Raw genomic sequence first — 24,122 nt, forward strand, 5'->3', positions numbered from 1 at the left:
CTCGTAGCGGGCATGTCGGGGGCGGCCCCGGACCTGGGGCCGTGACGGCGCGGCCCGGCCGCGCGGACGGGCGGGGCCTCCGTCGGGAGGTCCCGCCCGTCGGCCGGGCGCGCGGCGCCCGGAGCGCGTCGCCGCGCGTCAGATGTGGTCGCGGGGCAGGCTCTCGTTCCACTCGCGGGAGAACACCCGCCGGGCGCCCTCGTAGCCGTCGATCGTCGCGTGCAGCAGGAAGTCGGTCTCGGTCGAGGTCAGCACGGTCCGGGTGACGGTCCGCGCCTCCCAGTCGCCGCGGCCGAACCCCATCGTCCACGTCGACTCGCCGCGCACCGACCCGAAGTCGTCGGCCACGGAGTCGTAGCGCTCGTAGGCGCGGCGGCTCACGTCGAGGCCGATCGCGTCGTAGCGCACCCGCCCGGTGTCCTTGACGATCTCCAGCGCCGAGTCGTACCCCACGAGGTCGCGGGAGACCGTCCAGCGCTGCTCCGCCGGGGTGAGCCGGGTGGTCGTGATCGGCGGCGCGCCCTCGGGCTCGCCGAACGGCCGCCCGTCGGCCTCGTCGGCCTCGTCGGACGCGGAGACCGGGCGCACCGGCAGCGTCAGGGCGCTGGAGCCCGAGTACACGCTCAGCAGCGCGGGCCTGGGCGGCGGCCAGGCGAGCGGCCAGTAGGAGGTCGACAGAGAGAGCCGGACCCTGTGGCCGGGCGGGAACGCCTGCGCCACGCCGTTGAGCTGCACGGTGGCCTGGTAGCGCCGCCCCGGCACCAGCGGCTCCGGCTCGTCCTGGCCGTCCCTCCGGGTGAGGTTCAGCAGGCCGTAGGAGACCCGCGTGGCGCTGCCGTCGGGGGCCACGTCGGACAGCCGCGCCGCGACCATCGCCACGGGCTCGCTCACCGCGAGGTCGAGCCGCACCGTCGGCGCGCCGAGGATCTCCAGCCGCTCGTAGAGCACCTCGCTGTCGAACACCAGCGAGCCGCCGTCCTCCTCCCGCTGGTCGTAGGGGAGGTCGGGCGGCGCGTTGTACGAGGCCCACTTCCCGGCGAACTGCCCGACGGACAGCGGGGACCGCACGGTCATCTCCGCCTCGGCCACCTCCGTGCCCGGCGCCTCGATCCGGTGCGGGGACAGCGGGGAGGTCATCGGCTCGACGCGCGGGGACGGCCAGTCCGGCTCGCCCACCCAGCGGCCGGGCCGCTCCTCGTAGGAGGTCGAGGGCGGCACGCTCTCCTGCATCCAGGCCCGCAGCACGGGGCCGTCCATCACGCCGTTGTCGACGTCCTTGAGCCAGTGGTCCCACCAGCGCACGACCTCCTGGAGGTAGCCGATGGCCGGTCCCGGCTCGCCCAGGTGCGGGAACTTGTGCGACCACGGGCCGATCAGCCCCTTGCGCGGCACGTCCAGGTTCTCCAGCAGGCGCGTCACCGCGTTGGAGTACCCGTCGGCCCAGCCGCTGGAGGCCAGCACGGGGCACCGCACGGCCCCGTAGTCCTCGCACACCGACGCGTGCCGCCAGTAGGCGTCGCGCCGCTGGTGGCGCAGCCACTCCAGGGCCCACGGGCGGGCGCCCTCCAGGCGCTCGAGCCACATCTCCCGCCACCGCTCGCCGACCAGGGCCGGGTCCGGGGGGCAGGTGGCGTAGGCGAACATCGTGCCCGCCTCGGCGAGGTTGTCCGACAGCAGGCAGCCGCCCATGTAGTGCATGTCGTCGGCGTAGCGGTCGTCGGTGAACGACGAGATGACGATCGCCCGCAGGCTCGGCGGTCGGCGGGCCGCGACCTGGAGCGCGCTGAAGGCGCCCCAGGAGATGCCCATCATCCCCGTCCGGCCGCTGCACCACGGCTGTCCGGCGATCCACGCCAGGACGTCCTCGGCGTCGCGCTGCTCCCGCTCCAGGTACTCGTCGGCGAGCACGCCCTCGGACTCCCCGGTGCCGCGCAGGTCGACGCGCACGCACGCGTAGCCGTGCCCGGCGATGTAGGGGTGGTGGACGGAGTCGCGGACGGAGGAGAGGTCGCGCTTGCGGTAGGGGATGTACTCCAGTACCGCGGGGACGGGGTCCTGGTCCGACGACGTCGGCCGCCAGATACGGGCCGACAGGCGGATCCCGTCGGAGACGGGGATCCAGACGTGCTCCTCCTCCTTGACGTCGTGGGGGAGGGCGGTGACGGTGCGCATACGGGGGCGTCCTCCTTTCGCGGTGGGGAACCGGTGGCCGGGTCAGTCCTCGAACTCGAAGCGCATGGACTCCACGCAGCGGTCGTACTTCTCGCACATCTCCGCCTCGCTGTCCGCGCCGACGAAGACGTGGGCGAGCTCGTAGCTGTAGCTGTCCTGACCGGGCAGGTCGGAGAGCCGCTGGCCCTCCTCGGGCACCAGGTCGATCTTCACGCCGGGGATCTCCCGCTCCAGGCGCTCGATCTCCCCGGCCGTCGGCACGCGCCGCACCACGCCGTCGGCGAAGCGCCGGTGGTACCACTTCGCGGCCACGTCGTACGGCCCCTTCTGGTCGGGGAGCCGGGGGTCGCGGCCGAGCGCCAGGCTGATCATGCAGTGGTGGTTGGACACCCCGTCCACGTACTCGAACAGCTCGGCGTGCGACTGCGAGTGCCGCGGGTTGATCTCCAGCAGGTTGACCGCGTCGGTCTCGGGGTCGTAGAAGAACTCGATGCTGAACGTCGCCGACTCCATGCCGATCTGCGTGATCACCCGTCTGGAGACGTCCTCGAACCGCCGGACCACCGACTCGGGCAGGCTCGACGGGTACTGGTGGCGCAGGAAGGCCGGGCTGTCCCGGTAGTTGACGGAGTCCAGGGCCCCGTACACGGTGACCTCGCCCTTGTGCACGTAGCCCTCGACCGCGGCCTGCACGCCGGAGAGCGCCTCCTCGGCCAGGCACGCCTGTCCGCCCGCGGCGGCGACCTCGGGCGGGAGGACGAGCCGGTCGAGGATGTACTCGAACGGCTTGCCGAGGCGGGAGGCGCCCTCGCGGATCTCGGCCACCGCGTCGTGGAACTCCCCCTCGTCCGCGGCGTGGAAGGCGAGCTCCGACGAGACCGACTTCACCGGCTTGAGCCACATCGGGAACCGCAGCCCCTCGGGGACGCCCGGCTCACCGTCGAGGTCCACGACCGCGAACCTCGGGAGCTCGTCGATCACCTTCCGCTGCTCCAGGCGGCTCCAGTACTTGTGCTCGCACTTGACCACCGACTCCAGGCTCGTGCCGGGCAGCCCGTAGCGCTCGCGCAGGATCGGCATGATCGTGCTCACCGGGAAGTCCCAGTAGCCGACGATGGCGTCGATGGTCCCGTCGAAAGCGTCCAGCTCGGTCTGCGCCTTCTCGATCAGGTCGGCGATGGGGATCTCGCCGTGCTGGAGCTCGTCGATCCCCAGCAGGGGGTGGAACCGGTACTCCTCCACGTTCGGCACGTCCCACAGCGTGTCCAGGTTCGTCTCGTCCATGCCCAACACGAAGATGTTCTTCTGACCCACTGTTCCTCCGTCGTCTCGGCTCCGAGGGCGACTACCCGAGCGACCGACGGGAAACATCCGGCAATGGGATCCCCAAGCTTTCCCATCGATCGTGACCTTTCCGGGGCCTCGGTCACCTTTGAGACCCCGGAAAGGTCAAGATCGGCGGGAGGAACGTCGTGGAAATGAAACGTTCAACTGGCGTGATCGGCCGTGTCGAACAGGTGACGAAGGCGCGGAAGCGGCGGGAGCCGACCCCTTTCCAACTGCGGTTCGACGTCACTCCCCGTCAACCCTGGGGGCATCTACCACATTTTTTCAGCTGTCTGTCCAAGGGTGGTGTACGTGGTGGATCGCACATCGCCCACGCCTCCCCTTGTGGGTGCGCCGACGGAAGCGAAAAGAGCGCCGATTTTCCTCGTTTCACCCTTCTGAACTGCGCATTCATTGAGTGGATGATGGGTGGCCGGCGGCTTCCGGTGGGCATTCCACGCGTGTACGCAGGGTGACACGCTGGGAAAATTGGCCGGAAGTGGCCACATCATTGCTCGAGTTATTTCGTGATCAGTAATCTCGCTGAAACGTTTCAATTTACCAACGAGGTCCACGGGGCCCCGGACGGCCGGTCCGGCCGGCCCGCGTGACCCCCGCCCCCCGCACCCCTCCCCCTTTGCTCTTTGCGTCGCCGACGTCACCTTCGGCGACCGGTAAGGAAAAGCATGCGCGACCCCCACGGTGAAGCCCCCAGCCAACCGCTCTTCCAGCCCTCCCGGCGGCTGTTCCTCGGGATGGGCGCCGCCACGGGCGCCGCCGTCGCCCTCCAGCCCGTCCTCGGCGCGGCCCCCGCCCTGGCGGGGAGCGGCGACATCGTCGACGGCTTCGCCGCCCCCGCCCGCGCCGCGCAGGCGAAGTTCCGCTGGTGGTGGCCCCACGGCTTCGTCGACACCGCCGAGATCGAGCGCGAGATCGACCAGGTCGCCGACGCCGGGTTCGGCGGGCTCGAGGTCGCCGACGTCCACCACAGCGTCACCGAGGACCTCGACCCGGAGAACACCGGCTGGGGCACCCCCGCCTGGGTGGGCGCGCTGGAGGCGGCGCTGACCCGCGCGGAGAAGCGCGGCGTCATCCTCGACATCACCATCGGCCCGGCCTGGCCCGCCGCCGTCCCCACGGTCACGCCCCAGGACAAGGCCGCCATGCGCGAGCTCGCCCACGGCCTGGCGTTCGTCTCCGGAGGCGAGGAGTTCTCGGCGGCGGTGCCCGAACCGGTCGTCGAGCCCGCCGAGGGCGTCACCGAGCGCACGCTGACGGCCGTCCAGGTCGCCCGCCTGGCCGACGGCGCGTCGACCACGAAGGCGCCCTACGCGCTCGTCGCCGACACCGTCGAGGAGGTCACCGACCGCGTCGAGGACGACCACCTCACCTGGACCCCGCCCGACGAGGGCACCTGGGCGGTCATCTCCTACTGGGAGCGCGGCTCCGGCCAGCGGCCCGAACGGGGCCCGCACAGCAGCCCCCTGTCCTACGTGGTCGACCACTTCGGCGCGGCCGGGACGAAGGCGGTCACCGACTTCTGGGAGGAGGCCATCCTCAACAAGCGCGTCCGCAAGCTCCTCAAGGGCAAGGCGGGCGGGGCGCTCTTCGAGGACTCCATCGAGATGGAGACCGAGGCCACCCTGTGGACGCCGAGCATGCGCGAGGACTTCGAGCGGTACACCGGGTACGCCCTCATGCCCTACCTGCCGCTGGCCGTGCGGCACGACGAGGACAGGGTGTTCTCCTTCGACTCGGTGACCGACCGCAGGCTCACCGACGACTACAACGAGGTCCTCAGCGAGCTCTACATCGAGCACCACCTCAAGCCGCTGAAGAAGTGGGCCGCCAAGCTGGGGCTCCAGTACCGCATCCAGCCCTACGGGCTCCAGACCGACGCGGTCTCCAAGGCCGCCCTGGTCGACATCCCCGAGGGGGAGTCGCTCGGCTTCAAGAACCTCGACGACTTCCGGTCCCTGGCGGGCGGCCGCGACCTGGGCGGCAACACGGTCCTGTCCAGCGAGGCGGGCGCCGTCAACGGCGGCTCCTACAGCACCACCTGGGCGCGGACCGTCCGCACGATCTCGCGGGAGTACGCGGCCGGTGTGAACCAGGCCGTCCTGCACGGGTTCTCCTACGCCGACGCCCCGGGCGCGCAGTGGCCCGGGTTCGCCGCCTTCACCCCCTACAGCGGGGGGATCGGCTACAGCGAGTCCTGGGGGCCGCGCCTCCCCTCCTGGCGCCACGCCGCCGACGTGTCCGGCTTCCTCGCCCGCGCCCAGTTCCTGCTCCGCTCCGGCACCTCCACGGCGGACGTCGCCTTCCTGCGGCAGAAGGGGTACGCCGGCTCGGGGTTCGGCGCCGCCTACTTCAGCAAGGACGGCGTCCGCGCCGGATGGACCCACCAGTTCGTCAGCCCCCGGCTGCTGGAGCTGACCGACCCGAAGGTGAAGAAGAAGCGGCTCGCCCCCGACGGCCCGGCCTACCGCCTGCTCGTCTTCGAGGGCGACGCGTTCAGCGGCCGCGTGCCCACCCTGCCGCTGGAGACCGCGCGCCGCCTGCTGGACTACGCCCGCGACGGGCTCCCGATCATCGTCGTCGGCGACTGGAGCGTCCCCGAGTCGCCCGGCGTCGACCAGGGCGACAGCGCCGAGCTCGCCGAGGTCGTCGCGGACCTGCTCGCGCAGCCCGGCGTGCACCGGGCCCCGGACCGCGAGGGCATCGCCGCGGGGATCGACGCGCTGGGCGTGAGCCCCGCCGTCACCTACGCGAAGGCGTCCCCGCTGCTGCACGCCAAGCGCCGCGACAAGAAGGCGGAGCTGTACTACTTCGCGAACAGCTCCGACACCGAGACCGTCGACCACGAGGTGACGATCTCCACCGACGTGAAGAAGGCGTACCCCTACTCCCTGGACCTGTGGACCGGCGACATCGAGCCCGTCGCCGTGCACACCGCGGAGGAGGGGAAGGTCACGGTGCGGGTCCGGCTCGCCCCCGGCGCCGCGACGGCGATCGCCCTGGCCGACCGCAAATGGGTGCGGAACGGCCACCCCAAGAACGCCCGGGTGAGCGCCACCGACGCCGACACCGTCCTCGTCGCGGACCAGGGGCACGTGGTGCGGGCCGCCAAGGCCGGCACCTACACGACCACCTACGACGACGGCGGCACGGTCAGCACCGAGATCGCCGAGGTCGCCGAGCCCGTCGAGCTCACCGGCTGGACGCTGGAGGTGGAGGACTGGCGGCCGGGCGCGTCGACCACCGAGACCGACATCAGCAGTGTCGAGCTGTCCCTCGACGCGCTGAAGCCCTGGACCGAGCTGCCGGACCTGGCCGACGTCTCGGGCCTGGGCCGCTACACCGCCACGGTCGACCTCGGCGAGGGGTGGACGGGCGGCTTCGGCGCCTACCTGGAGCTGGGGCAGGTGACCGACAGTTTCCGGGTGACGGTCAACGGAGAGGCGCTGCCCCCGGTCGACCAGCTCGCCCGGCGCGTCGACGTCGGCCCGTACCTGAGGAAGGGGAAGAACACCGTCGAGGTCGAGGTCGCCACGACCCTGATCAACCGCATGCGGGTCTTCCGCCCCGACGTCTACGGCAGCGCCCGCCGCCAGGAGTGCGGCCTGATGGGCCCGGTCCGCCTGGTCCCCTACGGCCAGGCCGGGCTGTAGGCGCCCGACCGGTGACGGCGTGCCCCCTCCCGACGGGAGGGGGCACGCCGTCCGGCGTTCCGGGGGCGGGTCAGCGCAGGTAGCGGCGGCGGGTGACGACGAGGAGGTTGGCGGCGAGCGGGACGAGCACGCACGCCGCGGTGACCGTCCAACCGACGGCGAGCGCCAGGGCCGGGTCCGGGTAGGCCGCGTCCGGGACGACGAGGCCGACGCTCAGGCGGTAGGCGAAGCACGTCGGGACCACGTAGGAGAAGTCGGCGGCCATGAGCACGAGCGTCGCCACCGTCAGGCCGATCCCGAAGACGTTGACGACGACCACGTTGCGGCTCAGCAGGGTCAGGAGCGCGCAGACCAGCCCGGTGGTCAGGACGGTGACGGACACGAGCAGCCAGAACGCCGCGGACACCCGCGGGAGGTCGGCGCCGGGGTACTCGACCAGGAGGAAGACGAGCAGGCCGAGGTGGTCGACCGCGGCCATGGCGGTGACGAGGGCGCAGGAGACGAGGAACTTCGCCGTCCACAGCGCCGACTTGGGACGGCCGCTCGTGAGCCACTCGAAGTAGGTGCCGTTCCTGAACTCCGTGTGGAAGCACCCGGCGACGGTCGCGCACACGACGAGGGGCAGGACCAGCATGTACTGGTTGTGGAACGTGAAGTAGAAGCGCTCCGGACCGGGGGCGCCCCCGTTCGCGAAGTGGTTGGCGACGACCATCACGAGCGGGACGGTGTTCAGCGCGAGGACGGCCCAGACGAACCACTCCCGCTTCGTCTTGCGCAGCTCGTTGGCGAGCAGGGTCCTCATCCGTCTCCCTCCAGGATCTCCGCGTACAGGCCCTCCAGGTCGCGGCCCCGCACGTCGGCGGCCGTGAGCCGCCGGACGATCCGCCCGCGCCGCATGAACAGCAGGTGGTCGGCGAGCGAGGCGGTCTCGGTCAGGTTGTGGCTGGAGATGAGCATGCTGGTGCCGCGGTCGCGCTGCGCCGCGCGGACCAGCCCGCGGATGTCGCGGACGCCGATGGGGTCGAGGCCGTTCGTCGGCTCGTCGAGCAGGACCAGGCCGGGGGAGCCGAGGAGCGCCCGCGCGATCCCCAGGCGCTGGCGCATGCCGAGCGAGGTGCGGGAGAAGCGCAGCCCGCCGAACTCGGCGAGGCCGACCTCGGCCAGCAGGGCGGGGATCTCGTCCAGGGGGGTGCCCAGCGAGCGCGCGTGCAGTTCGAGGTTCTCCCGCAGGGTCAGGCTGCCGTAGAACGCGGGGTACTCGATGAGGCGGCCGATCCGGAGCCCGGCGGCCCGCTCGATGGTCCCGGTGTGGTCGTTGGCGTCCAGGACCGACTTCAGCAGGGTGGTCTTCCCCGAGCCGTTGGGGCCCAGGAGGCCGTAGACCTTCCCGGGTTCGACGCGCAGGTCGATCCCCCGGAGGGCCGCCTTGCGGCCGTACACCATGGAGACGTCGCGGAGTTCGACCACGCTCACGCGATCACGGTCCGCGGGGCGGAGGGCGGGGTGGACAAGGAGGCTCCTGTCGTCGGGGAAGGGGCGGCCGGGGTGTTCCGGCGAACGGGGACAACGCTAGGAAGGAGCCGGTCCGGGCGGCAGTGTCCCCGGTACGGTCCGCGCGGACCTTCGGCCGGGGACGCGGGACCCGGGGCGACGGCGCCTGGACGCGGGTACCGGGGGCGCGTCCGGGGGTGCGCTCGGCGCCTGGCGGGGACTCCGGCCGTCGTACGGTGGGGCCCGTGAGATTCCTCCGCGAAGTCGCCGCCTGGTCGACGGCGGGGTTGGCGGCGCTGGCGGCGGTCGACTCCCACCTCGGCAACATGATCACCGTCCCGTGGCCCCTCCTGGCGGCGGACGCCGCGCTCGGGGCCGCGCTCCTCCTGTTCCGGGACCGGCTCGGGCGCCGCCCGTGGACCCGCTGGGCGCTTGCGGTGCTCCCGGCCGTGTCGACCGCGTCGATCGGCCCGGCCGCGCTCGCCGTCGCGCGCGCCGCGGCCCGGAGGCGGTGGCGGACGGTGCTGCCCCTCGGGGCCGTGTTCGCGTCCGCGCTGGCGGCGGGCTTCCACGCCCCGTGGACGGTGCTCTCGCCGGTCTCCCCCGCCTGGGCCGGGCTGCTGCTCGTGGCCGTCTCCGTCACGAGCCTGGTGACGGCGTCGGCGTACCGGGGCGCCCGCGTCGACCTGATCGGGGCCCTGCGCGAGCGGGCCCTGGACGCCGAGCGCGAGCAGCACGCCCGGGTCGCGGCCGCCCGGTTCGAGGAGCGCAACCGCATCGCCCGGGAGATGCACGACGTCCTCGCGCACCGCCTCACGATCATCTCGCTCGACGCCTCCGCGCTCTCGTACCGACCGGACCTCCCCGAGGCCGACCGCCGCTCCCTCGCCGAGGAGATCCTGTCGAACACCCGCCAGTCGCTCGCCGAGGTGCGCGGTATCCTCGCCGACCTCCGGTCGTCCGATGGTCCGACGGATGACGCGCCGGACGCCCCGCAGCCGACCTTCGAGGAGCTCGGCCGGCTCTTCGAGGACAACCGCAGGGCCGGGGTCGAGCTCGACGTCCGCGACGAGGTGAGCGCGCTCGGCCCCGCGCCCTCGGGCACCGGCCGCCACGCCTACCGGATCGTGCAGGAGGCCCTGACGAACGCGCGCAAGCACGGCGCGCCCGGGCCGGTCACCGTGCGGGTCCTGCCCGACGGGGAGGACGCGGTCCTCATCGAGGTCCGCAACCCCGTCGCCGCCGGTCCCGCGCGGCCCGGCGCGGACGGCCCCGGGGGAGGGGTCGGCCTCGTGGGGCTGACCGAGCGGGTCGCGATCTGCGGGGGCTCCCTGGTCTGGGGGGACGCGGGCGACCACTTCGAGCTGAGGGCGCGTCTACCGTGGACGGGGTGAGGAACCGGGTGAGAGTGCTGATCGTCGACGACGACCCGATGGTCCGGCGCGGTGTGCGGCTGCTCGTCGAGGGCGAGGCGGTCGAGGTGGTCGGGGAGGCGGGCGACGGGGAGGAGGCCGTGCGCCGCGCCGCCGAGCTCGCGCCCGACGTGGTGGTCATGGACCTGCGCATGCCGGGGACCGACGGGGTCGCCGCGACCGAGCGGATCCGGAGCCGCCCGGGGGCGCCGCCCGTCCTCGTGCTGACCACCCTCGACTCGGACCGCTCCCTCGTGCGCGCCCTCCGGGCGGGCGCGAGCGGCTTCCTGCTCAAGGACGCGCCGCCGGACGAGCTGGTCGACGCCATCACCGCGGTCCACGAGCGGCGCACGAGCCTCTCGGACGCGGCCGCGCGGCGGCTCGTCCGGATCGCCGTCGGGGAGGACGACGGCCGCCGGCGCGCCGCCCGGGAGCGGGTCGCCCTGCTGTCCGACCGCGAACGCGAGGTCGCCGTCGCGGTCAGCCGCGGCCTGTCGAACACCGAGATCGCGGAGGCGCTGTTCATGAGCGTCAGCAACGTCAAGGCCGTCATCGGCCGCGTCATGTCCAAGCTGGACGCCCCGAACCGGGTCCTGGTCGCCAACACCGTCCGCGACGCCCGCCTCGACGAGGGCTGACCTGCGGTGATCTTGACCTTTTCGGGGTCTCAACCGCGTCCGAGACCCCGAAAAGGTCAAGATCACCGAGAAAAGCACCGTACGCTCCTGGCCGGAGTGTCGAACACGAGAGAGAGGACGCAGGGGTGCGGATCGGGATCACGGGGCATTGCAACCTGGCCGCCGACAGCGTGGCGCCGGTGCGCCGGGCGCTGGCCGAGGCGCTGGCGCCGTACGCGGGCGCGGATCTGGTGGGGGTGTCCTGCCTGGCGCGGGGGGCCGACCAGCTCTTCGCCGAGGCGGTGCTGGCGGCCGGGGGAGGGCTGGAGGTGGTGCTGCCGTCAGCGGACTACCGGGAGACCAGGGTCAGGCCCGACAACCGGGAGATGTTCGACCGCCTGCTGGTCAGCGCGGCGTGCGTGCGCTTCATGCCGCACCTGAAGGCGGGCGGGCAGGCGTACGAGGACGCCAACGAGGCGCTCCTGGGCGGCGTCGACCGGCTCTTCGCGGTCTGGGACGGCCGACCGGCCAGAGGCAAGGGCGGGACCGCCGAGGCGGTCGGGGCCGCGCGGGGCAGGGGCCTCCCCGTCGACGTCGTCTGGCCGGACGGGGCCCGGCGGAAGTAGCCGCCGCCCCGGCTCCCGGCTTCCCGGGGCCGACCGGGGCCGACCGGGGCCCGCTGAGCGGGTTCCGCGTCGAACCCCTCGGCGCTCTTGGCGTCAGCGCGGGCGGGGCCGCGTCCGGCGGGTGCGGCCCGGCACGGACGCGGTCCCGCTCAGACGTCCGACGATTCGAGTTCCCGCTCGGGTGCGCGGCGCCGCAGCAGAGCGCGGGCGAGCGGCAGGACGATGACGACGGCCAGCACCAGGAGCAGAGTGCCGGAGATCGGCCGGGTGAGGAACCCGAACGGGTCGCCGTCGAAGAGCAGCAGCGACCGGCGCAGCGAGCTCTCCAGCAGCGAGCCGAGCACGAACGCGAGCACCAGGGGCCCGGGTTCGAAGCCGAACTTCTTCATCAGGTAGCCGATGACGCCGAAGACGATCACCAGGGCGATGTCGAAGACGCTGTTGCGGACGGTGTAGACGCCCACCAGCGTGATCAGCACGGTGATCGGGGCCAGGATCGTGGAGCGCACCCGCAGGATCCTGACGAACAGGCCCACCAGCGGGATGCTCATGATCAGCAGCAGGATGTTCCCGATGTACATCGAGTTCACCACGCCCCAGAAGAGCTCCGGCTCCTCCGACAGCAGCTGCGGCCCCGGCGACACGCCCTGGATGAGAAGCGCGCCGAAGATCATCGCCATCGTGGCGTTGGCGGGGATACCGAGGGTGAGCAGCGGGATGAACGACGAGGTGGAAGCCGCGTTGTTGGCGGTCTCCGGCGCGGCGACGCCCTCGATCGCCCCCCGGCCGAACCGCTCGGGCGTCCGGGAGCGCCGCTTCTCCATGGCGTAGGCCGCCAGCGAGGACAGCGTGGCGCCGCCGCCGGGCAGGATGCCGAGGAGGAAACCGAGCACCGATCCCCGGCCGATCGCCCCGGACGCCTGGCGCAGGTCGGCGAGGGAGGGCCAGACGTTGGCGACCTTGGCCGGGGCCTTCGCGGCCTGGTTCCGCTCCTCCAGGCCGTGGAGGATCTCACCGATGCCGAAGATGCCCATCGCGATCGGCACGAAGTCGAGGCCGTCGGCCAGCGACAGCGAATCGAACGTGAACCGCTCGGCGCCGGTGAACATGTCCCGGCCGACCGTGGCCAGCAGCAGCCCGACGCAGGCGGCGATGACCGCCTTGACCCGGCCGCCGTTGCCCACCGTCGCCACCAGCAGGATTCCCAGCAGGGCCAGCGCCGTGTACTCGGGGGGACCGAACGCGAGGGCGAAACCCGCGATCACGGGCGCCAGCAACGACAGCGCCACGATCGAGACCGTGCCGCCCACGAACGAGCCGATCGCGGCGATCCCCAGCGCGGTCCCCGCCCGTCCCTGACGGGCCATCACGTGGCCGTCGAAGACCGTCACCACCGAGGACGCCTCTCCGGGGAGCCGGAGCAGGACCGAGGTGATGGTACCGCCGTACTGGGCGCCGTAGAAGATTCCCGCGAGCATGATGATCGCGGTCACCGGTTCGATGCCGAAGGTGAGCGGCAGCAGGATCGCGATGGTGGCGGCCGGGCCGAGACCGGGGAGCACGCCCACCAGCATCCCGATCACGACGCCGATCAGGCAGTAGAGCAGGTTGGTCGGCTCGAGGACGACGCCGAACCCTTCGATCATGGAGGACAGATCCATCGTCATTCCTAGAAGAGGTGGGGAATCGGCACGGCCAGCAGTCCGACGAAGACCACGTAGAAGGCGGCCACGACGGCGACCGAGGTCACCGCGGACAGGCGCCAGGACTCACCACCGAGGAAGCGCAGCCACACGAAGGCCAGGACGGCGGAGGGGATCTCGAAGCCGATCACGCCGACCAGGGAGACGAAGAGGACCATGGTGGCGATCCCGGCCAGGACCTTCCAGACGGAGGACGAGAAGACCTCGGTGTCACGGGTGCTCCGCGCCGTCGCGCCCAGGACGACGCCCAGGCAGGAGACGGCGGCGCTGATGAGGAAGGGCCAGGTGCCGGCCGAGGGCTCGGCGAGGCCGCCCAGGCCGAGGGACCAGGAGCCGGCCATCCCCGCGCCTCCCAGGGCGACGACCACGATCGCGACCACGAGGTTGGCCGCCGGGCCGAGCGGCGCGGGACCGTCCTCGTCGTCCTCGCCGTCCTGGAGGGCGTCGCCCGGCGAGGGCGCGGGCGCCTCCGGGGAGGCGGCCGCCCCTCCGGGACCGGTCGTGTGTCCGGGCCCGGAAGGGGCGGCGTCCGCGTCCGCGGGGAGAGAGGCGTCCTCGGGATCGGCCGGGCGCTTGAGCCAGGAGCGGCTCACTGCTCCTCGCTGAGGTCGATCCCGTACTCCTCGATCATGGCCTGGTAGCTCTCCCGGTAGCCGGCCCACTCGTCGATCACCTGGTCGGCGCCCACCTCGTGCGCGGTGAGCAGGTTGGCCTCGTTGAACGAGTCGTACTGCTCGGTGCCGAACGCGGCCGTGAACGCCTCCCGCAGCCGCTCCACGGTCGCCTCCGGAGTGCCCTTGGGCGCCACGACCGCCCGGTACTGCGAGACCTGCACGTCGTACCCCTCCTCGTCAGCCGTCGGGACGTCGGGAAGGTACTGGTTGCGCTCATCGGAGAAGGTGAGCAGCGGAACCAGCTCGCCCCCCTCGATCTGCCCGATCGCCTCGCCGAGCTGGATGGCGGCCACGTCCACCTGCTCGCCGAGGACCGCGGTCATGGTGGGCGAGCCGCCGTCGAAGGGGACCGCGGTGCCCGCGATCTCCGCCTGCTCGAAGAGCAGCTCCTGGGACAGCTGGCTGCCGGTGCCCACGCCGGTGGTGCCGAACTTCAGCTCGTCGTCCGAGTCGATGAGGTCCTGAAGCGTGTCCAGTTCGGAGGCGGAGGCCGTGACGAGCACGTAGTCGTCCCGGGAGACGCCGGTGACCACCGTGAAGTCGTTGATGTCGATGGCCCCGTCCGGTACCGCCAGCGGGGTGATCGCGGTCAGCGAGGCGTTGATGAGCAGCAGGTTCTGCCCGTCCGGCTTCTCTCCCGAGATCTCGTTGGCCGCCAGGGCGCCGTTGGCGCCGGGGGTGTTGACCACGGGCATCGCGACACCGAGTTCGTCGGAGGCGCCCTCGGCCAGGGCCCGGGCGATCAGGTCGGTGCTCCCGCCCGCGTCCTGGCCGACCATCAGGGTGACCGGCCCCTGGGGGAACGCCTCGCCGTCACCGCCGCCGGACAGGTTCCCGCCACACGCCGCGGCGGACAGAGTGAGAGTCGCCGCGAGCGCGGACACCGTCCCCCGACGTACGTTTTTCCTGCTCGGCAACTGGGCCATGTGTCCTCCTCGGATTTCGTTCCCACCCGCCACCGCGAACGCTGTGAGTGCCGTCACGTTGGCGAGTGTCTGGAAGCCTAGGACGACGGATCATGCCTGTCTAAGTCGAATACTGCATAACCTGATACCTTCAGCGCATCATGTTCTCTTTCGACCAATTGCGGGGCTTTGTCGCGGTCGCGGAGGAGCTGCACTTCGGCCGGGCCGCCGAGCGGTTGTCCATGACGCAGCCCCCGCTGAGCCGCCAGATCCAGAAGCTGGAGCGGACGGTCGGTGTGCGGCTCCTGGAACGCGATCGCCGCCGGGTGGTGCTGACCGCGGCGGGCGAGGCGTTCCTGGCCGAGGCGCGCCGGCTGCTCTCCCTGGCCGAGAGCGCGCCCGACCTCGCCCGGCGGATCTCCGCGGGTTCCAGCGGGACGCTCCGGGTGGGTTTCACCGCCGCCTCCTCCTACGGTGTCCTGGGGCAGCTGCTCAACACGCTGGAGGAGGGGCTGCCGGGGATCGACGTCGAGCTGTTCGAGATGGTCACCCGTGAGCAGGTCTCCGCGCTCACGAGCGGTGAACTGGACGTGGGGCTGGCCCGCCCGCCCTTCGACACCGACGTCTTCGGCTCCCGGGTCCAGCACCGGGAGCGGATGCTGGTCGCCGCGCCCCACGACCACCCGCTGGCCAGACGGGGCGCCCCCGTCACCGCCGAGGACCTGGTCGACGTCCCGCTGATCATGCACTCGCCGACCAAGGCCCGCTACTTCTACGACCTCGTCGTCGGGCTGCTGCCCATCGCCCACCAGAACGTGGTCCACACGGTCAGCCAGGTCCTGACCATGGTGTGGCTGGTGGCGGCGGGCCGCGGGGTCGCCTTCGTCCCCTCCTCGGCGATGGGGCTGGGCATCGAGGGCGTGTCCTACCTCGAACTCGACGGGCTTCCCGAGATCCCGGTCGAGCTGCACCTGATCTGGATGCGCGGCTCCCGGAACCCCGTCATCACGCGGGTTCTCCAGGTGTGGCCGACCGTCGACGACACATCGGCCTGATGCCGCCGGGGTATCAGTTGATGCAAAAGGAATCTTGGACAGCATCGAAAGCTTCTCCGTACGGTAGCGGCAATACAGCACGGGCCCCGGTCAGGGCGAGCCCGACCTGCCGTTCTAAGGACAACGCGTGAATCTGATGCACCCAGGTGACCTGGCCGCCCGGCTCAAGTCCGGCCTCCTGTCCTTCCCCGTCACCCACTTCGACCAGGACCTCGCCTTCGACGAGGCCCGGTACCGGGAGCACCTGGCCTGGCAGGCGAGCTACGGTGTGGCGGGCCTGTTCACCGCCGGCGGAACCGGGGAGGGATTCTCCCTGCTCCCCGCCGAGATCGACCGGGTGGTCCGGGCGGCGGTCGACGAGATCGGCGGCACGGTGCCGGTGCTCGCCCCCGCCACCGGCGGCACCGCCGCCGCCGTGGCCCAGGCCCGCGCCGCGCAGGAGGCCGGGGCCGACGGCATCCTGCTCATGCCGCCCTACCTCACCGAGGCCGGGCAGGCCGGGCTGGCCGAGCACGTCAGCGCCGTCTGCGCGGCCACCGACCTGGGCGTCATCGTCTACAGCCGGGCCAACGCCGTGTTCACCGACGAGACCGTGGCCGTCATCGCCGAGCGCAACCCGAACCTCATCGGGCTCAAGGACGGCATCGGCGACATCGAGTCGATGACCCGCGTCTACGCCAAGGTCGGCGACCGCCTCGTCTACATCGGCGGACTGCCCACCGCCGAGACCTTCGCGCTGCCCCTGCTCCAGCTGGGAGTGAGCACCTACTCCTCGGCGCTGTACAACTTCCTCCCCGAGTTCGCCCTCGGGTTCTTCGAGGCGGTCCGCGCCCAGGACCGGGACGCGGTCTACCGCAAGCTCAACGACTTCGTGATCCCCTACCTGGACATCCGCGACCGCACCCGCGGGTACGCCGTGTCCATCGTCAAGGCCGGCCTGGACGCCGTCGGACGCCACGGCGGCGCGGTGCGCCCGCCCCTGACCAACCTCACCGAGGCCGAACTCGGCGAGCTGACCGCTCTGGTCAAGAAGGTCTCCTGACCCGATGCCCGTCCCGCCCCGCTTCCACCGCAGGAGGAATCCCAATGCCCGTTGACGGAAAACCGATCGTGGCCGGGAAGCCGGTCGAGGGCGGGGCCGGCTCCCTCCAGGCGGTCGACCCGGCCACCGGTGAGGAGTTCGGCCCGGCCTTCGGCCTGGTCGACGCCCGCCAGATCGAGGACGCCACACGCGCCGCGGAGGCCGCCTTCGACGTCTTCCGCGCCCAGGCCCCGGACGAGCGCGCCTCGTTCCTGCGGCGCGTCGCCGACAACATCGAGGCGATCGGCCCCGAGCTGACCGCGCGCGCGGTCCGCGAGAGCGGCCTGCCCCAGGCGCGTCTGGAGGGCGAGCGGGCCCGGACCGTCGGCCAGCTGCGGATGTTCGCCGACGTCGTCGCCCAGGGCGACGCCCTGCAGGCGCGCATCGACCCCGCGCTGCCCGACCGGAAGCCCGCGCCCCGTCCGGACCTGCGGCTGGCGCACGTCCCCGTGGGACCGGTGGTGGTCTTCGGGGCCAGCAACTTCCCCCTCGCCTTCTCCACCGCCGGGGGCGACACCGCCTCGGCGCTCGCGGCGGGCTGCCCGGTCGTGGTCAAGGCCCACAACGCCCACCCCGGCACCGCCGAACTCGTCGGACAGGCGGTCGCGAAGGCGGTCGCCGACAGCGGCCTGCCCGGCGGGGTGTTCTCCCTGCTCTTCGGCGAGGGCAACGCCATCGGGCAGGCCCTGGTCGCGGACCCCCGGATCAAGGCCGTCGGGTTCACCGGCTCCCGCGCCGGGGGACTGGCCCTGATGCGGACGGCGGCCGCGCGGCCCGAACCGATCCCGGTGTTCGCGGAGATGTCCTCCACCAACCCGGTGGTGGTCCTGCCCGGAGCGCTCGCCGGGGACGCCGTCGAGGACCTGGCCGCGGCCTACGTCGGATCGCTCACCCTCGGCTCGGGCCAGTTCTGCACCAACCCCGGGCTGGTGTTCGTCCCCTCCTCCCCCCAGGGCGACCGGTTCGTGGCCGCCGCCGGGCGGCTCGTCGCCGAGGCGGTGGGGCAGACGATGCTCACCGGCCCCATCGCCCGCGCCTTCGAAGCGGGCGTGGAGGCGCTCGCGGCCGAACCGGGGGTGGAGACGGTCGCCCGCGGAACCGGCGGATCCGGGCCGAACGGGCCCGCGCCCGGGCTGTTCACGGCCGGCCTGGCCTCCCTCACCGCCAACCCCCGGTTGCAGGAGGAGGTCTTCGGCGCCGCGGGCCTGGTGGTCCGTTACCCCTCGGCCGAGGCCCTCGCCGAGGCCCTGGAGGCCATGGAAGGGCAGCTCACCGCCACCCTGCACGCCGACAGCGGGTCCCCGGCGGACGTGGAGGACGCCCGGCTGCTGATACCGGTGCTGGAGCGCCGGGTCGGCCGGATCGTCTTCGGCGGCTGGCCCACCGGGGTGGAGGTGGCCCACGCGATGGTGCACGGGGGACCCTTCCCCGCCACGTCGGACCCGCGCGGCACCTCGGTCGGCAGCCTGGCCGTCCACCGGTTCCTGCGGCCGGTCAGCTACCAGGGCGTGCCCGACGCGCTGCTCCCGCCCGCGCTGCGGGAGGCCAACCCCTGGAACCTGAACCGGCGCGTCGAAGGCGCCGTCGTGCCCGGAGGAGAGCAGTGATGAGCAGTCGAACGCCCACCGTGGCGAACGTCGAGGTAGTGCCGGTCGCCGGGTACGACAGCATGCTGCTCAACCTCAGCGGCGCCCACGGCCCCTTCTTCACCCGCAACATCGCGGTGCTGACCGACAGCGAGGGCCGGACCGGCGTCGGGGAGGTCCCCGGCGGCGAGACGATCCGCGCCACCATCGCGGACGCCGCCGACCTGCTCGTCGGCCGGCCGGTCGCGCAGCTGCACCGGCTGCTCCGGCAGGTCGGGGACGCCTTCGCCGAGCGCGACAGCGGCGGGCGCGGCAACCAGACCTTCGACCTGCGCTCCACGATCCACGCGGTCACGGCGCTGGAGTCGGCCCTGCTCGACCTGCTCGGCCAGCACCTGGAGGTCCCCGTCTGCGACCTGCTCGGTGAGGGCCGCCAACGCGACCGGGTCCCCGTCCTCGGCTACCTGTTCTACGTCGGCGACCGCCGCGACACGCCGCTGCCCTACCTGGCCGAGAAGGAGCCCGCGGACGCCTGGGAGCGGTTGCGGCGCGAACCCGCGCTCACCCCCGAGGCCGTGGTCGCCCTGGCCGAGGCCGCACGGGAGCGCTACGGCTTCCGCGACTTCAAGCTCAAGGGCGGGGTCCTGCCGGGGGAGGAGGAGGTCGCCGCGGTGCGCGCCCTGGCCGAACGCTTCCCCGACGCCCGGATCACCCTCGACCCCAACGGCGGCTGGCTGCTGGAGGACGCGGTCCGGCTCTGCTCGGACCTGCACGGCGTGCTCGCCTACGCCGAGGACCCGTGCGGGGCCGAGGGCGTCTACTCGGCCCGGGAGGTCATGGCCGAGTTCCGCAGGGCCACCGGACTGGCGACCGCGACCAACATGATCGCCACCGACTGGCGGCAGCTGGCGCACAGCATCCGCTCGCAGGCGGTGGACATCCCCCTCGCCGACCCGCACTTCTGGACGATGCGCGGCTCGGTGCGGGTGGCCCAGCTGTGCCGCGACTTCGGGCTCACCTGGGGATCGCACTCCAACAACCACTTCGACATCTCCCTGGCCATGTTCGCCCACGTGGGCGCGGCGGCGCCCGACCCGATCACGGCCCTGGACACCCACTGGATCTGGCAGGACGGCCAGGCGCTGACCCGCGAGCCCCTCCGGATCACGGACGGCTCCATCGGCGTCCCGACCGCCCCCGGGCTGGGCGTCGAGCTCGACCGGGACGCCCTGGACGCCGCCCACGAGCTCTACCTCGAACACGGACTCGGCACGCGCGACGACGCCGCCGCGATGCGCCACCTCGTCCCGGGGTGGACCTTCGACCCCAAGCGCCCCGCGATGGTGCGCTGAACCCCCCGCCGTCACGATCCGAACGACACCACGACCTTGGAGAAGCGATGACCACACCGTCCGGTCCTGTCGACGGGGCGCCCCGCAGGCATCCCACCACCGCGCCGCGCGACAGCGCCGTCCACGACCGGATCAGCTCGGTCACCCTCTCCCGCGTCGACCTCCCCCTGGCGTCGCCCATCAGCGACGCCAAGGTGCTCACCGGGCGCCAGAAGCCGCTCACCTCGGTGTCGATGCTGTTCGCGGAGGTGCGCACGGAGGAGGGGCTGGAGGGGGTCGGCTACAGCTACTCCAAGCGGGCCGGGGGGCCGGGGCAGTACGCGCACGCCAGGGAGGTCGCGCCCGAGCTCATCGGCGAGGACCCCAGCGACATCCAGAGGATCTGGACGAAACTGGTGTGGGCCGGCGCCTCGGTGGGCCGCAGCGGCCTGGCCACGCAGGCGATCGCGGCGATCGACATCGCCCTGTGGGACCTCAAGGCCAAGCGGGCCGGGCTGCCGCTGGCGAAGCTGCTCGGCGCGCACCGGGACGCGGTGGACTGCTACAACACCTCCGGGGGCTTCCTGTCGACGCCGCTGGAGCAGGTGCTGGAGAACACCCGCGCCGCCCGCGCGGCGGGGATCGGCAGGATCAAGATCAAGGTCGGCCAGCCCGACACCCGCGCCGACCTGGAGCGCGTCGAGGCCGTACGCGAGGAGCTGGGCGACTTCCCGCTGATGGTGGACGCCAACCAGCAGTGGAACCGCAGCACCGCCGTGCGTATGGGGCGGACCCTGGAGGAGTTCGACCTGGTCTGGATCGAGGAGCCGCTCGACGCCTACGACGCCGAGGGGCACGCGGCGCTGGCGCGCGAACTGGCGACCCCGATCGCCACCGGCGAGATGCTGACCAGCGTGCCCGAGCACGAGGAGCTGATCCGGATCGGCGCCGTCGACTTCATGCAGCCGGACGCGCCGCGCGTCGGCGGGATCACGCCCTTCCTCACGATCATGGCGCGCGGCCGGCAGGCCGGGATCCGGATGGCGCCGCACTTCGCCATGGAGATCCACGTGCACCTGGCGGCGGCCTACGAGAACGATCCGTGGGTGGAGCACTTCGACTGGCTCCAGCCGCTCTTCGACGAGCGGTTGGAGATCGCCGACGGCCGCATGCGCGTGCCGAACCGCCCCGGTCTGGGGTTCACCATCAGCGAGCAGGCCCGGGCCTGGACGGCGCAGAGCGTGCGTGTCGACGCCGACGGACGCGCCGACCTCTCGCACTGACGCCGACCGTCGCGTCACGGACATCCGGCGGGGACGCGCGGACCTCCGGCCGCGCCCATGATGTCCGTTGCGTGAGGGGTTCGTTGACGGTCTTGGGCTTTCTGCCCGTTTCGGGGCCGGGAAGGGCAGAAAGTCCGTGATCATTTCGAGCGAGGGCGGAACCGGCCCTCGAAACCTCCGCGTCACGGACATCCGGCGGTTATGCGCGGGCCTCCGGCCCCGCCCGCCGTCGCCGCCCCGTCACCGCGCCGCACACAAGAACACCCCGACGATCCGCTCGGCGGACTCCCGACACCGCGCTGTCCGTGCTCGACGCCGCACACGACGCCGCACCGGAGACGATCCGGTACAACGGCTACGCGCGCCGGATCATCCTGGAAGAGCTGAACGCCACCAGCGGCCGCCGGCGCCAGCGCGCCAGCGGCCTCGCGGCCAAGGTCGGCATGCTCACGTAGCTGGTATGCGGCCCTGGTCGCCCGCGCGCACTCTCCTCCGGGGAGGACACGTGAAACGGTCCCGCCGGCCGTCCCGGTGGGGCCTTCGGCTTCCCGCAGGAGAACACCGGCACCAGTGCGCCGATGAGCGTGTCGGCCCTCCGATAACCGGGGCGGTTCAGGCGATGCTGCGGTATTCCTCCATCACGATCACCTCGGACACGTACACCGGCGTCCTGCCCGAGGTCGCCCGCGAAGCCGAGGAAGTGCCGGAGCCGATGGCTCCCCGGGCGGCCGTCGGGAGTGATTCCGGGACTGCCGGGCTCCCCCAGGGGCGGATGCGGGAAAGGACGCTCCTCCATACGGAAGAACGTCCAGGTGACACGAATGGCCACGAGTGGGCCCCCAGGGGATCGAACCCTGAACCCGCGGATTAAAAGTCCGCTGCTCTGCCAGTTGAGCTAAGGGCCCGCGCGGGCACCGTCCACGATGCCGCACACGCTGGTGTAAGGGTAACGGGTTTTCGGCCCGTACGGGGCATCCGGGGGTGTGCGGGAGTTCTGGTGCCCCGCCCCCGTCCGCGGCCGGTCGCCGCCCGCCTGACCCCGGACGCGGGACCGCCCCGGAGCGGGAGGGGGCTCCGGGGCGGTTCCTGGGAGGGGGTACAGGATGGTCAGTGGGAGGCGGCCTTCTCGGCGCCCGCTCCGGTGAGGGAGCGGACCTCCATCTCGGCCTGCTTCTTGGCGTTGTGCTCCTTGGAGAGCACGGTGCCGAGCCAGCCGAGGAAGAAGGCCAGCGGGATGGACACCAGGCCCGGGTTCGACAGCGGGAACCAGGCGAAGTCCATGCCCTTGATCATCGACGTCTCCGAACCGGACACGGCCGGGGAGAACACGATCAGCGTGATGGTGACGACCAGGCCGCCGTAGATGCTCCACAGCGCGCCCTGGGTGTTGAAGCGCTTCCAGAACAGCGTGTACAGGATCGTCGGCAGGTTCGCCGAGGCCGCCACCGCGAAGGCGAGCGCGACCAGGAAGGCCACGTTCTGCTCCTTGGCGAAGATGCCGCCCAGGACGGCGGCCGCGCCGATGACCACGGCGGTGATCCGGGCCACCCGCACCTCGCTGCGGGCGCTGTCGTCCCCGGACTGCCCCTTCTTGATCACGCTGGTGTAGACGTCGTGCGCGAAGGACGCGGACGCGGTGATCGTCAGGCCCGCCACCACCGCCAGGATCGTGGCGAAGGCGACCGCGGCGATGAACCCGAGCAGGACCGGACCGCCCAGGGCCAGCGCCAGCAGCGGCGCCGCCGAGTTCACGCCCCCCGGCGCGTTGGCGATCTCCTCCGGCCCGACCAGCGCCCCCGCGCCGTAACCCAGCACCAGGGTGAACAGGTAGAACAGGCCGATCAGCGAGATCGCCCACACCACGGAGCGGCGCGCGTCCTTGGCGGTGGGAACGGTGTAGAAGCGCATCAGCACGTGCGGCAGGCCCGCGGTGCCCAGCACCAGCGCGATGCCCAGGGAGAGGAAGTTCAGCTTGGAGACCTCGTTGATGCCGTACTGGGCCCCGGGCGACAGGAGCGCCTCGCCCTTGCCGCCCTCCTGGGCCACCGCGTCGGCGAGCACCCCGGAGAAGTCGAAGCCGTACAGGGCCAGGACCCAGACGGTCATCGCGGCGGCGCCGGCGATGAGCAGCCCCGCCTTGATGATCTGCACCCAGGTGGTGCCCCTCATGCCGCCGATCAGCACGTAGATGATCATGACGACGCCGACCGTGGCGATGATGACGTTCTGGCCGACCTCGCTGCGGATGCCGAGCAGCAGGTTGACCAGCGCGCCGCCGCCCGCCATCTGGGCGAGGAGGTAGAAGAAGGAGACCGCGAGGGTGGAGACGGCCGCCGCGGCGCGGATGGGCCGCTGGCGCATGCGGAAGGCCAGCACGTCGCCCATGGTGAACTTCGCGGTGTTGCGCATCAGCTCGGCGACGAGCAGGAGCGCCACCAGCCAGGCCACCAGGAAGCCGATGGAGTAGAGGAAGCCGTCGTAGCCGTTGAGCGCGATCGCGCCGACGATGCCCAGGAACGAGGCGGCGGACAGGTAGTCGCCCGCGATCGCCATGCCGTTCTGCGGGCCGCTGAAGGACCGCCCGGCCGCGTAGTAGTCCGCGGCGGTCTTGGTGTTGCGGCTCGCCCGGAACACGATCACCAGGGTGATCAGGACGAACGCGCCGAAGATGCTGAAGTTCAGGACGGGGTTGATGGCGTCCAGGCCCTGCGCGAGGTGCAGCGTGCCGCTCACTTGCCCTCCTCACCTTCGATGTCGCCGCGGATCTTGTCCGCGAGGGGGTCCAGCCTGCTCCCGGCGTAGCGGACGTACAGGCCCGTGATGACGAAGGTCGAGACGAACTGGAGCAGCCCGAAGACGATGCCGACGTTGATGTTGCCGACGAGGGGGGTCGCCATGAAGTCGTGCGCGTAGTCGGCGACCAGCACGTAGAGCAGGTACCAGGCGAGGAAGAAGGCGGTCATCGGGAACACGAAGACACGCAGCCGTCTGCGCAGCTCCTGGAACTCCGGACCTGCCTGCACCGCCTCCCAGTCGGGGTCGGGCCCCTGGCCGACGGCGCGGCCGTTTTCGGTGTCAGTCAATTGAGGGCCTCCGCTGCGCCTCGGAATGTGCTGTAGGACACATGTGTTTCGCGACACGCTAGGGAGGCTCCGGTGGCTTCGGGTACCTCTGGCGGTTCGAATGACG

19 protein-coding genes and 1 tRNA gene are annotated in these 24,122 nt (G+C 72.0%); 10 read left to right on the top strand and 10 right to left on the bottom strand.

Going from position 1 to position 24,122, the window contains the following annotated elements:
* Positions 1–138 precede the first annotated feature (138 nt).
* Both EV190_RS09620 and EV190_RS09625 read right to left on the bottom strand, forming a co-directional pair.
* Positions 139–2,172, bottom strand: a complete 2,034-nt coding sequence (locus tag EV190_RS09620; RefSeq protein WP_133741140.1) for a CocE/NonD family hydrolase — start codon at positions 2,170–2,172, stop codon at positions 139–141.
* A gap of 42 nt (positions 2,173–2,214) precedes the next feature.
* Positions 2,215–3,486 (bottom strand): ATP-grasp domain-containing protein, encoded by a 1,272-nt coding sequence (locus EV190_RS09625; RefSeq protein WP_243742468.1) that lies wholly within the window; start codon positions 3,484–3,486, stop codon positions 2,215–2,217.
* Positions 3,487–4,184: 698 nt separating this feature from the next.
* Between EV190_RS09625 and EV190_RS09630 the strand changes: the two genes are divergently transcribed.
* Positions 4,185–7,169: a glycosyl hydrolase gene (locus EV190_RS09630; RefSeq protein WP_133741142.1), complete on the top strand. Its 2,985-nt coding sequence runs from the start codon at positions 4,185–4,187 to the stop codon at positions 7,167–7,169.
* A gap of 70 nt (positions 7,170–7,239) precedes the next feature.
* Here the strand turns inward: EV190_RS09630 and EV190_RS09635 are convergent, their stop codons facing one another.
* The gene (locus EV190_RS09635) at positions 7,240–7,971 is read right to left on the bottom strand and encodes an ABC transporter permease (protein ID WP_133741143.1); all 732 of its coding nucleotides are present in this window, start codon (positions 7,969–7,971) and stop codon (positions 7,240–7,242) included.
* A complete protein-coding gene (locus EV190_RS09640) occupies positions 7,968–8,642 on the bottom strand; it encodes an ABC transporter ATP-binding protein (protein ID WP_133741144.1) in 675 nt (224 codons plus the stop codon). Before EV190_RS09640 ends, EV190_RS09635 begins: the two co-directional genes overlap by 4 nt.
* Positions 8,643–8,905: 263 nt before the next feature.
* Here EV190_RS09640 and EV190_RS09645 point away from each other — a divergent pair, with 263 nt between their 5' ends.
* The 3 genes from EV190_RS09645 (at position 8,906) to EV190_RS09655 (ending at position 11,315) form a co-directional block, all read left to right on the top strand.
* Entirely contained in the window at positions 8,906–10,054 is a 1,149-nt protein-coding gene (locus EV190_RS09645) for a sensor histidine kinase (protein WP_243742469.1), read from the top strand.
* A gap of 8 nt (positions 10,055–10,062) precedes the next feature.
* Positions 10,063–10,710: a response regulator transcription factor gene (locus tag EV190_RS09650; RefSeq protein WP_133741145.1), complete on the top strand. Its 648-nt coding sequence runs from the start codon at positions 10,063–10,065 to the stop codon at positions 10,708–10,710.
* Positions 10,711–10,835: 125 nt separating this feature from the next.
* Positions 10,836–11,315: a hypothetical protein gene (locus EV190_RS09655; RefSeq protein WP_133741146.1), complete on the top strand. Its 480-nt coding sequence runs from the start codon at positions 10,836–10,838 to the stop codon at positions 11,313–11,315.
* Between the two features lie 149 nt (positions 11,316–11,464).
* Here EV190_RS09655 and EV190_RS09660 read toward each other — a convergent pair whose 3' ends face one another.
* From EV190_RS09660 to EV190_RS09670, 3 genes are read right to left on the bottom strand one after another with little or no spacing between them, the layout of a single operon-like run.
* Positions 11,465–12,976, bottom strand: a complete 1,512-nt coding sequence (locus EV190_RS09660; RefSeq protein ID WP_133741147.1) for a tripartite tricarboxylate transporter permease — start codon at positions 12,974–12,976, stop codon at positions 11,465–11,467.
* An 8-nt stretch (positions 12,977–12,984) separates the two neighbouring features.
* Positions 12,985–13,611: a tripartite tricarboxylate transporter TctB family protein gene (locus tag EV190_RS09665; protein WP_243742470.1), complete on the bottom strand. Its 627-nt coding sequence runs from the start codon at positions 13,609–13,611 to the stop codon at positions 12,985–12,987.
* Positions 13,608–14,618: a tripartite tricarboxylate transporter substrate binding protein gene (locus EV190_RS09670; RefSeq protein ID WP_133741149.1), complete on the bottom strand. Its 1,011-nt coding sequence runs from the start codon at positions 14,616–14,618 to the stop codon at positions 13,608–13,610. The genes EV190_RS09665 and EV190_RS09670 overlap by 4 nt, the downstream gene beginning before the upstream one ends.
* Before the next feature lie 140 nt (positions 14,619–14,758).
* Between EV190_RS09670 and EV190_RS09675 the strand changes: the two genes are divergently transcribed.
* From EV190_RS09675 to EV190_RS09700, 6 genes are all read left to right on the top strand, one after another.
* Entirely contained in the window at positions 14,759–15,652 is an 894-nt protein-coding gene (locus EV190_RS09675; protein ID WP_133741150.1) for a LysR family transcriptional regulator, read from the top strand.
* Positions 15,653–15,788: 136 nt separating this feature from the next.
* Positions 15,789–16,694: a 5-dehydro-4-deoxyglucarate dehydratase gene (kdgD, locus tag EV190_RS09680; RefSeq protein ID WP_166655434.1), complete on the top strand. Its 906-nt coding sequence runs from the start codon at positions 15,789–15,791 to the stop codon at positions 16,692–16,694.
* Between the two features lie 44 nt (positions 16,695–16,738).
* Complete coding sequence (locus EV190_RS09685; protein WP_133741152.1) at positions 16,739–18,340, top strand: aldehyde dehydrogenase (NADP(+)); 1,602 nt, start codon at positions 16,739–16,741, stop codon at positions 18,338–18,340.
* On the top strand, positions 18,340–19,671 hold the full coding sequence (locus EV190_RS09690) for an enolase C-terminal domain-like protein (RefSeq protein WP_133741153.1): 1,332 nt from the start codon (positions 18,340–18,342) through the stop codon (positions 19,669–19,671). Before EV190_RS09685 ends, EV190_RS09690 begins: the two co-directional genes overlap by 1 nt.
* Before the next feature lie 47 nt (positions 19,672–19,718).
* Positions 19,719–20,933: an L-talarate/galactarate dehydratase gene (locus tag EV190_RS09695; RefSeq protein WP_133741154.1), complete on the top strand. Its 1,215-nt coding sequence runs from the start codon at positions 19,719–19,721 to the stop codon at positions 20,931–20,933.
* Positions 20,934–21,238: 305 nt separating this feature from the next.
* Positions 21,239–21,388: a hypothetical protein gene (locus tag EV190_RS09700; RefSeq protein WP_208113127.1), complete on the top strand. Its 150-nt coding sequence runs from the start codon at positions 21,239–21,241 to the stop codon at positions 21,386–21,388.
* 377 nt (positions 21,389–21,765) lie between these two features.
* On the opposite strand, the gene EV190_RS09705 is transcribed toward EV190_RS09700, so the two are convergent.
* The 3 genes from EV190_RS09705 to EV190_RS09715 form a co-directional block, all read right to left on the bottom strand.
* Positions 21,766–21,838, bottom strand: a tRNA-Lys gene (locus EV190_RS09705).
* A gap of 202 nt (positions 21,839–22,040) precedes the next feature.
* On the bottom strand, positions 22,041–23,636 hold the full coding sequence (locus EV190_RS09710; RefSeq protein WP_208113138.1) for a solute symporter family protein: 1,596 nt from the start codon (positions 23,634–23,636) through the stop codon (positions 22,041–22,043).
* A 26-nt stretch (positions 23,637–23,662) separates the two neighbouring features.
* Positions 23,663–24,016, bottom strand: coding sequence for a DUF485 domain-containing protein (locus EV190_RS09715; protein ID WP_133741155.1), 354 nt, complete (start codon positions 24,014–24,016; stop codon positions 23,663–23,665).
* Between the last annotated feature and the right edge of the window lie 106 nt (positions 24,017–24,122).

Origin of the sequence: Actinorugispora endophytica, assembly GCF_004363075.1 — a bacterium.
In the GTDB taxonomy this organism is placed as follows: domain Bacteria; phylum Actinomycetota; class Actinomycetes; order Streptosporangiales; family Streptosporangiaceae; genus Actinorugispora; species Actinorugispora endophytica.

Excerpts from the sequence above, each read along its gene's own strand:
- EV190_RS09620 (WP_133741140.1), bottom strand. The coding sequence starts at position 2,172 with ATGCGCACCGTCACCGCCCTCCCCCACGACGTCAAGGAGGAGGAGCAC.
- EV190_RS09630 (WP_133741142.1), top strand. The coding sequence starts at position 4,185 with ATGCGCGACCCCCACGGTGAAGCCCCCAGCCAACCGCTCTTCCAGCCC.
- EV190_RS09635 (WP_133741143.1), bottom strand. The coding sequence starts at position 7,971 with ATGAGGACCCTGCTCGCCAACGAGCTGCGCAAGACGAAGCGGGAGTGG.
- EV190_RS09660 (WP_133741147.1), bottom strand. The coding sequence starts at position 12,976 with ATGGATCTGTCCTCCATGATCGAAGGGTTCGGCGTCGTCCTCGAGCCG.
- EV190_RS09670 (WP_133741149.1), bottom strand. The coding sequence starts at position 14,618 with ATGGCCCAGTTGCCGAGCAGGAAAAACGTACGTCGGGGGACGGTGTCC.
- EV190_RS09675 (WP_133741150.1), top strand. The coding sequence starts at position 14,759 with ATGTTCTCTTTCGACCAATTGCGGGGCTTTGTCGCGGTCGCGGAGGAG.
- kdgD (WP_166655434.1), top strand. The coding sequence starts at position 15,789 with ATGCACCCAGGTGACCTGGCCGCCCGGCTCAAGTCCGGCCTCCTGTCC.
- EV190_RS09685 (WP_133741152.1), top strand. The coding sequence starts at position 16,739 with ATGCCCGTTGACGGAAAACCGATCGTGGCCGGGAAGCCGGTCGAGGGC.
- EV190_RS09690 (WP_133741153.1), top strand. The coding sequence starts at position 18,340 with ATGAGCAGTCGAACGCCCACCGTGGCGAACGTCGAGGTAGTGCCGGTC.
- EV190_RS09695 (WP_133741154.1), top strand. The coding sequence starts at position 19,719 with ATGACCACACCGTCCGGTCCTGTCGACGGGGCGCCCCGCAGGCATCCC.